Origin of the sequence: Proteus sp. G4415, assembly GCF_963896075.1 — a bacterium.
In the GTDB taxonomy this organism is placed as follows: Bacteria; Pseudomonadota; Gammaproteobacteria; order Enterobacterales; family Enterobacteriaceae; genus Proteus; species Proteus mirabilis.
This window is the reverse complement of sequence record NZ_CAWQOK010000040.1, coordinates 50,926-62,500: the sequence shown is the minus strand read 5'-3', so window position 1 is coordinate 62,500 and position 11,575 is coordinate 50,926. Positions and strand designations below refer to the sequence as shown.

Sequence of the window (11,575 nt, the reverse complement as noted above, 5' to 3'; positions counted from 1 at the left end):
ATTCCCCACTGCTGCCTCCCGTAGGAGTCTGGGCCGTGTCTCAGTCCCAGTGTGGCTGATCATCCTCTCAGACCAGCTAGAGATCGTCGCCTAGGTGAGCCTTTACCCCACCTACTAGCTAATCCCATATGGGTTCATCCGATAGTGCAAGGTCCGAAGAGCCCCTGCTTTGGTCCGTAGACATTATGCGGTATTAGCCACCGTTTCCAGTAGTTATCCCCCTCTATCGGGCAGATCCCCATACATTACTCACCCGTCCGCCGCTCGTCAGCAAGAAAGCAAGCTTTCTCCTGTTACCGCTCGACTTGCATGTGTTAGGCCTGCCGCCAGCGTTCAATCTGAGCCATGATCAAACTCTTCAATTAAAAGTGTTTGATGCTCAAAGAAATCGAAAACTTAGCTTATTCATTATATGAATTAACTTGTTAGTCACTCTTCAAGACTTGATACATCTAATTTTTTAGAAGATATCGTCTCTGCGAGTGCCCACACAGATTGTCTGATAATTTGTTAAAGAGCAGTGCAACTATCGCTGCCGTTTCCGGTCTTCTGCGTTGTTGCGAGGAGGTGCATTCTACATCTTCCTCATTCAGTGTCAAGCGCTAATTTATCAGGCTTTTCACTTTTTATTTTGTTCTCTCAGCCGGTTCGCTTAGCGCCCTGTGCCGTGACAACGAGGGCGCATTATAGGGAGTTTTGTGAAGCTGGCAACACTTTTTTTTGATTTTTTTACCGACCGTTTAATTTTCCAACAAATTTAACTTAAAGCGCCAATTTTCTGAGCGTTTTAAAGCCAAAATCGGCTAAAACCGGTTTTAATAATTCACTATACTCATCTTCTTTAAGACAGTAAGCAAAACTAATTTCTTTTGAACCTCTGATTTTATCTTGATTTACAACTAACCACGCAGTTCTTCTTGCAATTGCACCACCAGAATCAATAATTCGAGTACCATCAGGCAAAACAGAAAGTAACTCTTCTTCTAATAGAGGAAAATGGGTACACCCTAATACTACCGTATCTGGTGGCTCTTTCATTTTAAGCCAAGGGGCTAAAATTCTACGTAGCTCATCGCATGACACCTTTTCGCCATGCAGTTTTTTTTCAGCCAACTCCACCAGCTCTGCTGAACCTAATAGATGCACTTTACACTCTGTCGCAAAGCGTTCGATAAGTTCATGAGTATAAGGTCGCTTAACCGTTGCTCTTGTGGCTAATAGACCGACCACACCATTACAGGTAAGTTTTGCTGCAGGTTTAATCGCAGGAACAACACCAACAATGGGGATATCAGTAAATTTAGCACGTAAAGCAGGCAGACTTACTGTACTTGCGGTATTACAAGCGATCACAATCGCTGCTAACTCATGCTGTTGCGCGACAGCACTGACGATACGAACGACACGCTCAATAATAAACTCTTGAGGTTTCTCACCATAAGGAAATGCTTCATTATCGAAAACATAGATATAGTGAGCATCCGGCAGTTTTTCACGGATCTCTCGATAAATAGATAAACCGCCAACCCCTGAGTCAAAAACTAAGACAGTGGGATTAGCGGTAGATTGTGCATCAGAAGTTGTAGCTTCCGGTGAGGAAATATTCACGTCCTGGCGTGCGATAGCCATAAGCTGTCTCATAATCTTTATCAAACAGGTTGGCTATTCTACCACGAATTGAGAGATGAGATGTAATAGGATATGACGCAGTTAAATCCCAAAGACTTACCCCACCTAAAAAAACATTCTTATTTGTGCCATAATCTTTATCTGTACGCTGACCAATATATTGGTAAGTAACTCCTATATCGAGTTTCTCAACTTGCCAATCAAGTTGATATTTCAACTGTTGACGAGCCCGACGATCAAGACGTTGGTGTGTTCCTTTATTTCTAGTATCTATATATTGTAAATTAAAGGTATGATGGAAAATCCAAGTATCCATTTCTCCAGTAAATTCAACACCTTTAATTAACGCTTTGCCAATATTATAATTTTTCCATCCTTGCTTATCATCGGCTTCAATCAAATTAGTAATATTATTTCTATATGCAGTCAAACGCCACTCTAAAGGCCCTGTTATCCCTTCAAAGCCTCCCTCCCATTGTTTACTTTCTTCTGGCTGTAAATTTGGGTTGCTTCCCCATGTACTATAGAGTTGCATCAGTGTTGGTGCCTTATACGCAGTACCATAACCACCAATCACGCGATAACCTGCCACAAATTCCCATGCTAAATTCGATTGCCAAGTCGTATGCCAACCATATTCAGAATGCTTATCCGAGCGTACTGATGCTTCAGCAATAACATCGCCTAACTTTTGCTGCCCTGTTAGATATAAACCCGTATTATCGAAATGTTCTTTATTAGGGAATCCATTAGAGCCCGCTTTAATTGATTGACGCTGCCAATCAATACCCCCCCCAATACTGCCATTTCCTAATAAAAGGTGATTACCCCACTGAACATTATATTGTTCGGAGTTGGTAAACCGGCTACCTTTACCATAACGACCTTGATGTGGATCGTAATCATAATCTTTGGTGTAGTTATAACTGGTATTCAAATAAGAAGAGTAGTTATCACGATGAAACTTCACACCACCATCATAAGTGCGGCTAAATAGTGCACGAGTATCAGTAATAATGGTATTATCGTTATAATCTGGCTCAGCATCATAAGCCATACGATTATCAAAACCATAAGCCCGTGCATATACAGAAACGTTATCATTTATATCGTGATTAACGCCTAACCATAGTGACTTATTCATAAAACCATCACGATCAGGTTGAGGATGCCCTCCTGTATTACCTCTCGCTTCTACATCATAGCCTTTGGTATAGAGATAACTACCTGCCACCGTTAGTGTTGTTTTATCACCGATTTTTTGTTTTACAGAGCCATCATATTCTTGATAACCATGAGAACCCATTGTGGCATTGAGAGTGCCACCTTCGTTTTCTCTTTCAGTTAGAATATTAATTACCCCACCAATTGCATCAGATCCATAAACCGAAGAGCGAGGCCCTCTTATATATTCAATCCGCTGAACAAGAGAAAGGGGAATTTGGCTAATATCAGAACTTCCTGAAACATTCGCCTGATTTAAACGTACACCGTCTACTAAAATAAGAACATGGTTTGAATTTGTACCTCTCACAAATATTGAGCTTTGTTGCCCTATACCACCACTTTGTGCTACATCAATCCCTGGCATTCTACGCAATACATCAAGCACACTATTGCTCTGCCAGCGATCGATCTGTTCACGATCAACAATAGTCACTGGCGCTAAAATAGAGGAGGTAGGTTGTTGAAAACGATTAGCAGTCACACTCAATGTATTATCAGCCTGTGCAAATAGGTTGAAACTGCTCGTCATAACACTTAAAGCAACACTTGAAAGAAAAAATACTTTTTTATTATTCATGAAATCTGCATCCAACAGAAATAAGTAGCAGGATGCCGCCAAAATTAAATAAAACGCGTACTTAATTTTACATGCGACAAATGTTCGGCAGGTCTTCGGACTCTAGGTTAAATACTCTGAGCATTTAAGATAATGACTTCCCACAGCACTGATTTTGGTGCATTGCAGTGTCTTTTATTATCCTTGATCCTATTACCGCTGCGCGTCAGTTCTGGCTTTGCACCAGATTCCCTTTTCACTCCATATCGGAGACCGAATCGCTATGCTACGATGCCAACTTCACTGAGTCCAGAAATTGAACATGAAGAATACTGGACATCTTCATGAGGATCTCTACAATTTCGCTCGCTTAACTTTATTACTGCCAAAAACAAGGCGAGATACCATGCAAAATTCATTACCAACGCAAACATACCAGTCTCAACTGAATGAAAAGACCGAACGCCTACAAAAGATGATGGCTCCTTTTAATGCGCCTAATGTGGAAGTTTTTTCATCACCAGAACAACATTATCGTATGCGTGCAGAATTTCGCATCTGGCATGAGCAGGACGCTCTGTATCATATTATGTTTGATCAAGAGACTAAGCAGCGTATCCGCGTTGACCAATTTCCAGTGGCGAGTCAACTGATTAATCAGATGATGGTAGCTTTATTGGCAGAAATAAAAGATAAACCAACACTGCGCCATAAATTATTTCAAATTGATTATCTTTCAACCTTAAGCAATAAAATCATTGTATCGTTGTTATATCACAAAAAAATTGATGAGACTTGGCAACAAGAAGCGACAGCATTACGCCAAACATTAATTGCTCAGGGGTTTGATGTGCAATTAATTGGCCGTGCATATAAAACTAAAATTATGCTCGATAATGATTTTGTCGATGAAGTATTACCTGTTGCTGGTCAACAGATGATCTATCGTCAAGTAGAAAATAGCTTTACCCAACCTAATGCACAGGTCAATATTAAGATGTTGGAATGGGCACTATCAGTCACTGAAAACTCAACCGGTGATCTGTTAGAGCTTTATTGTGGTAACGGCAATTTCTCTCTCGCCCTTGCACGTAATTTTAAGCGAGTGCTGGCCACTGAGATAGCGAAGCCTTCAGTGCATGCAGCGCAATATAATATCGCGATGAACCATATTGATAATGTTAAAATTATTCGTATGTCAGCGGAAGATTTTACTCAAGCAATGAATGGCGTAAGGGAATTTAAACGCTTAGAAGGGATTAATCTACAAGATTACCAATGTGAAACTATTTTTGTTGACCCACCACGCAGTGGTTTGGATGAGAAAACTGTTGAGTTGGTTAAGAATTACTCGCGCATTTTATATATCTCTTGTAATCCGCAGACTCTGTGCCAGAATTTAGAAACGCTGATCAAAACTCACAAAATCAGCAAGTTAGCACTTTTTGACCAATTCCCTTACACCCATCATATGGAATGTGGTGTGTTATTGGAGAAAAGATAACTTTTAGTTTTAGAAGTTATAGCAGAAATTACCACCAAAACCCCAATAAAAACAAAACACCAGTAAGTGCACTTACTGGTGTCAAAATCTCGCTGTGTTTACAACCAAAAGCTGATAACAATTAATATTGCTCTGCTTGCGATGCTTTCTCAGCGTCTTCTTCCTGTTCACGTAGACGTTTACGCTGTTTAATTTGACGATAAATCCATAGAGCAATAATCACAATACATACAGAAGAGAAGAAGTTAGAGCCCATTTCAGGGTTAGAGGTTTTTAAATAAGCATTGTAACCAAATAGCCCTAATAAAAAGAATGAGAAAATTAACTTAGGCATACCATCAGTCATTGGTTGATTTAAATAACGTTGGTATAAGCAGTAAACAGCTAGAACTAAACTAATCAGTGGAAAAATAGACCAAGGTCCAGTAAGTGGGTTAAATAAAGTTGAGTAACTACCATGTAAAGCAACACCGATAACTACGGAAAGTAATAGTGTGCTTTTTTCACAGCGATTTTGTTCCATCATTTATCTCCTTTCTGATGCATTTTTTTCTTTATTTCGGGGTTATTTTGTAGAGGTGTTTCTAAATCACGTCGATACCAATAGTAAGCGCCTTTGGCAATCATCCGTAGTTGTATTACTAATCTTTCTTCTAATTGTTGGCGTTTTTCAATATCAATATCTAATGCTTCTGCCCCTGCACTAAATACGATAGTCACCATCGCTTCAGCCTGCATTTCAGTAAAATAACGTGGCATATTACTTTCTTGCTCAAGATAGTCTGCCAGTTCTGCAATAAAATGTTGGATCTCTCGTGCGACAGCGGCACGAAATTCAGCAGATGTGCCAGAGCGTTCACGTAACAATAATCGAAAAGCATTCGGATTATTACCAATAAATTCCATAAAGGTAGAAACCGATGTACGGATCACACTTCCACCTTTAGCGATACGCTGTCGTGCTTGTCGCATCAATTGACGTAGCATCAGTCCACTTTCATCGACCATAGTTAACCCCAACTCATCAACATCTTTAAAATGACGATAAAATGAGGTAGGTGCAATACCCGCTTCTCGCGCCACTTCTCGTAAGCTTAGGCTAGTAAAACTACGTTCTGCACTGAGTTGGCTAAAAGCTGCTTCAATCAAAGAACGGCGGGTTTTTTCTTTTTGTTTCGCTCTGATGCCAATATTATTACTCACAGCAATCCTGATAATCCAAATGTGGTTTATAACCAATATATCAAATTTTTACAGAAAATAAGTACGTACCGTTATCCATAACGACACATTCAGATAAAAAACTAAATAAAGTGTGACTAATGCCCCTAATGTCAATTGGGCTATTATTCATTCTAATGTTAATATGTCGTTGTCGTTTTGTATAAAACAGGTCTCTTCCTATGCAACATTCTCATTTCGATGCAATTGTAATCGGTTCAGGTCCTGGTGGTGAAGGCGCGGCCATGGGGCTGGTTAAACAAGGAAAACGCGTCGCCGTCATTGAACGTTATGATCAAGTCGGTGGTGGTTGTACTCACTGGGGAACTATCCCTTCAAAAGCTCTACGCCACGCGGTCAGTCGTATTATCGAGTTTAATCAAAACCCGCTCTATAGCGACCAATCTCGCCTGATCAACTCCTCTTTTTCTCAAATACTACGCCAAGCCAGCACGGTAATCAGTCAACAGACTAAAATGCGTCAAGGCTTCTACGAGCGTAATCATTGTACGATGTATTCAGGCGAAGCTGCTTTTATTGATGATCATAGAATTAGCGTACGTTATCCTGATGGTACTTGTGATATTCTCAGTGCAGATAATTTTATTATTGCCACAGGCTCTCGCCCTTATTGCCCACCGGATGTTGATTTCTCACACTCTCGTATTTATAACAGCGATACCATACTCGACCTTGAGCATGAACCTCGCCATGTCATTATTTATGGTGCTGGGGTCATTGGTTGTGAATACGCTTCTATTTTCAGAGGTCTAAGAGTAAAAGTTGATTTAATTAATACTCGTGATCATCTACTGTCATTCCTTGATCAAGAAATGTCAGATGCACTCTCTTACCATTTTTGGAATAACGGTATTGTTATTCGACACAATGAAGAGTACGACACCATCGAAGGCGTTGATGATGGCGTTATTGTTCATCTAAAATCCGGTAAGAAAGTCAAAGCCGATTGTCTGCTTTATGCTAATGGTAGAACGGGTAATACCGATACGCTTGGTTTAGAAAATGTTGGGATCAAAACCGATAGCCGTGGACAAGTGGCAGTTAATGCGCATTATCAAACCAGTTGTGAACATATCTATGCAGTGGGTGATGTGATTGGCTATCCAAGCTTAGCCTCTGCGGCTTATGATCAAGGGCGCATTGCGGCACTTGCGCTTACCACAGGCACCTCGGAAACGCATTTAATTGAAGATATTCCAACGGGTATCTATACCATTCCAGAAATCAGCTCTGTGGGTAAAACGGAACAGCAACTCACCGCAATGAAGATCCCCTATGAGGTCGGTCGTTCACAATTTAAGCATCTTGCTAGGGCCCAAATTGCAGGTATGAATGTCGGTAGCTTAAAAATTCTTTTTCACCGTGAAACCAAGCAAATTTTAGGTATTCACTGCTTTGGCGAGCGCGCTGCTGAAATAATTCATATCGGCCAAGCAATTATGGAGCAAAAAGGAGAAGGCAATACTATCGAATACTTCGTTAATACCACCTTCAACTACCCAACCATGGCGGAAGCCTATCGCGTTGCTGCTTTAAATGGTTTAAATCGCTTATTTTGATGCTGCTTTCTTAGCCTCATAAAATGCGGTCATATGATCACGGATTGTCTCTGCTAATTGTTCATAACGATTACGCAAAGGCGATCCGGGGCGATAAGCCAAAATAATAGAACGTGATGGATTAGGTGAAGTACAATCTAAATAGCAAACACCATCGCGTTTTTGTGCTTGAGGTACCGCTAAATCAGGTAAAAGTGTAATACCACTTCCTGCAGCGACCATATTACGCAATGTTTCTAAACTAGTTGCTCTAAAATGGGTATCTTCTTTAGCCCCTGCTTGGAAACAAAAACCTAAAGCTTGATCACGTAAGCAATGCCCATCTTCTAACATTAATAAACGTTGGCCTGCTAAGTCCCCCATCGGCACTGATTTGCGATCATGCCATGGATGCTCATCATAAATAGCTAATTTCATCGGCTCTTCAAACAAAGGCACTTCTATAAAAGGGGCACTCTCTTTTACCATGGCTAAAATAGCACAGTCGAGTTTACCGCTATCTAACTGAGCTAATAAGCTATTGGTTTGTGCTTCGTGAAGATACATCTCTAACTTAGGGTAGTTTCTATGTAATTCGGGAATAATATGCGGTAATAAATAAGGTCCAACAGTAGGAATAAGCCCAATATGTAACGGCCCTGCCATACTCTCACCTTGTAGTGATGCCATTTCTTGTAGCACTTTCACTTCACGTAATACCGTTTTCGCTTGCTCTACTAGCAATAATCCCTGCTGGGTAAACAGTACTTTGCGACTGGTTCTTTCAAGTAACATAACGCCTAATTCGTCCTCAAGTTTACGAATTTGGCCACTTAATGTTGGCTGGCTCACATGGCAAGAATCTGCCGCACGGCGAAAATGTTTATGCTCAGCTAGAGCCACCAGATATTCCAAATCACGGATATTCATTGCAGATCCCATACTTATTACTGATAGTTAATAGCTATAGATAATATAACAACTGATAAATTTTTCTATCAATCGTGCGTTATTGTAACGTGATTTTTTCATCTTTTATCAATAAATGGTGATATATCAATTGATTAAACTATTATTATCGGTAAGCGTCCATAAAAAAGCAGGGCATGAACCACCCCGCTTTTTTTGAATAATCTGTCAGTTATACAATGGGATCAAACTACTCATCCATATTAAGCTGTTTTTTGGCCTCAGTAATGGCATAAGAAACCTGCTGTTGAGATACTCCACCTTTTGCTAATCGTTTATCTAAACAAGATTGCAATGAAAGGATCTCGTAAACTTCAACGGTAATTTTGCTACTAAACTTCTGTAATTCAGATAGCGCCAACTCTTCAAGCGCTTTACCTTGCTCAATTGCACTAACAACAACTTCACCGACAATATGGTGAGCTTGGCGAAATGGCACCCCTTTTGCGACTAAATAATCAGCAAGCTCTGTCGCATTGGCATAACCTTGTTTTGCGGCCTCTTCACAACGAGGACGGCGAACCTGCAACCCATCAAGCACTAATGTTGCCATATGCAAACAATCAGACCAAGTATCAACGGCATCAAACAGCCCTTCTTTGTCTTCTTGCATATCTTTATTATAAGCAAGAGGCAACCCTTTTAGGGTCATCATCATTGCGGTTAATGCCCCTTGTACACGCCCGCACTTACCACGAATAAGTTCTAATGCATCAGGATTTTTCTTCTGTGGCATTAATGAAGAGCCAGAAGTGACTTTATCTGAAAGCTCAATAAAACCTGCTTCCCCACTATTAAAGAAAATCAAATCTTCAGCAAAACGAGAAAGATGCACCATACCAATAGCGGCCGCAGATAATAGCTCTAACACATGATCTCTATCTGATACGCTATCTAAACTATTGTTTGTTGCACTGGCAAAACCCAACCATTGAGCTAATTGTTCACGATCAATATCATAAGCGGTACCCGCCAAAGCGCCACTACCCAGTGGACTTACATCTAAACGCGTTAATGCATCCGCTAAACGGCTCTCATCTCTTGCTAACATCTCTTTATAAGCTAAACACCAATGCGCAAAAGTGACGGGTTGAGCACGTTGTAAATGAGTATAACCGGGCATCACAGCATGTTGATTTTGCTCAGCGGTTACCACTAACGCCTTTTGTAATTCAATAATAGCCTGACGTAAGTGGGCGACTTCTTCTTTACACCACAATTTTAAATCTGTCGCGACCTGATCATTACGGCTACGTCCAGTGTGCAACTTCTTACCTAAATCACCCACTTTGGCAATCAGTTTGCTCTCTACCCAACTATGAATATCTTCCGCATCACTTTGTAAAATAGAATGGGGATTAGCTGTTACTTCCTCAGACAGTTCATAAAGTGCCTGTTCAAGTTGAGCTTGTTCATCCTGCGATAAGACACCTACTGTGACTAACGCTTTAGACCAAGCTACTGAACCAAAGATATCTTGTTGTGCGAGTCGATAGTCAAACCGCAGTGAATCATTGAATTGTTTAAACCGTTGATCAGCTTGCTGACTAAAACGTCCACCCCAAAGTGCCATAATCACATCCTATTTTGTCTTTGTTAAAAGTCATGCTTGATAAAAATGTATAGAGTGATGCCTTTTGTCACATCACTCTTATTGGTCTCACCTTATTTCTTTTTACTTAATGCCCGAATACGTGATGGCAAAGAGTATAGGCGGATAAACCCTTCTGCATGGCTGTGATCATAGACTTCATCTTCACCAAAGGTGGCGAACTCTTCCGAGTAGAGGCTGTTGTCAGATTTTTTCTGAATAGCATTCACATGGCCTTTATAAAGCTCTAACACCACTTCGCCATTTACCTCTGTTGCCAGCGAGTCAGCAGCAGCTTGTAATGAAGCCCGAATTGGCGTAAACCAACGACCGTCATAAACAACATAAGACATCTCTAAACCCAACTGTTGACGCCATTTAAAAGCATCTCTATCCAAAACCAGTTGCTCAACACCACGCAGTGCCGCCATCATAATGGTGCCTCCTGGGGTTTCATAGCAACCGCGAGATTTCATACCGACCAGACGATTTTCCACAATATCAATACGACCAATACCGTGTTTTACACCTAGCGTATTTAATGTAGCTAAACACTCATAAGGGGATTGAGCTTTGCCATTGATAGCAACCACTTCACCTGCTTTTACCGTTACAGAAACCTGTTCAGGTGTATCAGGGGCTTTTTTCGGATCTACCGTCCATGCCCAGCAATCTTCATTAGAGGCATTCCATGGACTTTCTAACACTCCGCCTTCTGTTGAGATATGCCATGCGTTTTCATCACGACTATAAATTTTCTCAAGTGTCGCCGTGGTTGGAATATGACGAACTTTTAGATAATCCAGTAGGGCTTCACGGGAGCGCAAGTCCCACTCTCTCCAAGGTGCAACCACTTTAAGTTGCGGTGCCAGTGCGGTATAAGTACTTTCAAAACGAACTTGGTCATTACCTTTACCTGTTGCGCCATGCGCCAAGGCATCAGCCCCGAGTTTTAATGCCAATTCAACTTGTGCTTTCGCAATCACAGGGCGTGCCATTGAAGTGCCTAACAAATAGCTCCCTTCATATAATGCCCCTGTTTTTAATACTGGATACACATAGTCTTTAATAAACTCTTCTCGTAAATCAACCACATAGCATTCACTGGCCCCTGACGCCAATGCTTTTTGCTCTACACCTTCCAGATCTTCACGACTTTGTCCCACATCAGCAACAAACGCAACCACCTCGCAATTGTCATAATGCTCTTTTAACCAAGGGATGATAGCCGATGTGTCTAGACCACCTGAATATGCCAGTACAATTTTTTTAATACCTTTCGTCATAGTGATAACCTTTATTCTCAATTGTGTTTATTT

9 protein-coding genes, 1 rRNA gene and 1 riboswitch (1 of these 11 cut by a window edge) are annotated in these 11,575 nt (G+C 40.9%); of the genes, 2 read left to right on the top strand and 8 right to left on the bottom strand.

Annotation, left to right across the window (positions count from 1 at the left end):
• From AACU95_RS03965 to btuB, 3 genes are all read right to left on the bottom strand, one after another.
• Positions 1-365, bottom strand: a 16S ribosomal RNA gene (locus AACU95_RS03965); it reaches 1,178 nt to the left of the window's first position.
• Between the two features lie 397 nt (positions 366-762).
• On the bottom strand, positions 763-1,629 hold the full coding sequence (murI, locus tag AACU95_RS03960) for a glutamate racemase (protein WP_004246377.1): 867 nt from the start codon (positions 1,627-1,629) through the stop codon (positions 763-765).
• Entirely contained in the window at positions 1,574-3,433 is a 1,860-nt protein-coding gene (gene btuB, locus AACU95_RS03955; RefSeq protein ID WP_141191963.1) for a TonB-dependent vitamin B12 receptor BtuB, read from the bottom strand. Before btuB ends, murI begins: the two co-directional genes overlap by 56 nt.
• A 69-nt stretch (positions 3,434-3,502) precedes the next feature.
• Positions 3,503-3,705: riboswitch (cobalamin riboswitch) on the bottom strand.
• Positions 3,706-3,818: 113 nt separating this feature from the next.
• Here btuB and trmA point away from each other — a divergent pair.
• Positions 3,819-4,916 (top strand): tRNA (uridine(54)-C5)-methyltransferase TrmA, encoded by a 1,098-nt coding sequence (trmA, locus tag AACU95_RS03950; RefSeq protein ID WP_004249698.1) that lies wholly within the window; start codon positions 3,819-3,821, stop codon positions 4,914-4,916.
• Between the two features lie 121 nt (positions 4,917-5,037).
• Here trmA and AACU95_RS03945 read toward each other — a convergent pair whose 3' ends face one another.
• Together AACU95_RS03945 and fabR are read right to left on the bottom strand one after the other, a co-directional pair.
• The gene (locus AACU95_RS03945) at positions 5,038-5,439 is read right to left on the bottom strand and encodes a YijD family membrane protein (protein ID WP_004249699.1); all 402 of its coding nucleotides are present in this window, start codon (positions 5,437-5,439) and stop codon (positions 5,038-5,040) included.
• Positions 5,439-6,119 carry an HTH-type transcriptional repressor FabR gene (gene fabR / locus AACU95_RS03940; protein ID WP_004246383.1) on the bottom strand — a complete coding sequence of 227 codons (681 nt, stop codon included), beginning with the start codon at positions 6,117-6,119 and terminating at the stop codon, positions 5,439-5,441. The genes AACU95_RS03945 and fabR overlap by 1 nt, the downstream gene beginning before the upstream one ends.
• A gap of 200 nt (positions 6,120-6,319) precedes the next feature.
• On the opposite strand from fabR, the gene sthA reads away from it, so the two are divergent.
• The gene (gene sthA, locus AACU95_RS03935) at positions 6,320-7,717 is read left to right on the top strand and encodes a Si-specific NAD(P)(+) transhydrogenase (RefSeq protein ID WP_004246384.1); all 1,398 of its coding nucleotides are present in this window, start codon (positions 6,320-6,322) and stop codon (positions 7,715-7,717) included.
• On the opposite strand, the gene oxyR is transcribed toward sthA, so the two are convergent.
• The 3 genes from oxyR to AACU95_RS03920 form a co-directional block, all read right to left on the bottom strand.
• Positions 7,709-8,626: a DNA-binding transcriptional regulator OxyR gene (gene oxyR, locus AACU95_RS03930; protein WP_004249700.1), complete on the bottom strand. Its 918-nt coding sequence runs from the start codon at positions 8,624-8,626 to the stop codon at positions 7,709-7,711. The genes sthA and oxyR overlap by 9 nt on opposite strands.
• Positions 8,627-8,855: 229 nt before the next feature.
• Positions 8,856-10,238 carry an argininosuccinate lyase gene (gene argH, locus AACU95_RS03925; protein WP_004246386.1) on the bottom strand — a complete coding sequence of 461 codons (1,383 nt, stop codon included), beginning with the start codon at positions 10,236-10,238 and terminating at the stop codon, positions 8,856-8,858.
• A 92-nt stretch (positions 10,239-10,330) separates the two neighbouring features.
• On the bottom strand, positions 10,331-11,542 hold the full coding sequence (locus tag AACU95_RS03920; RefSeq protein WP_004246387.1) for an argininosuccinate synthase: 1,212 nt from the start codon (positions 11,540-11,542) through the stop codon (positions 10,331-10,333).
• Between the last annotated feature and the right edge of the window lie 33 nt (positions 11,543-11,575).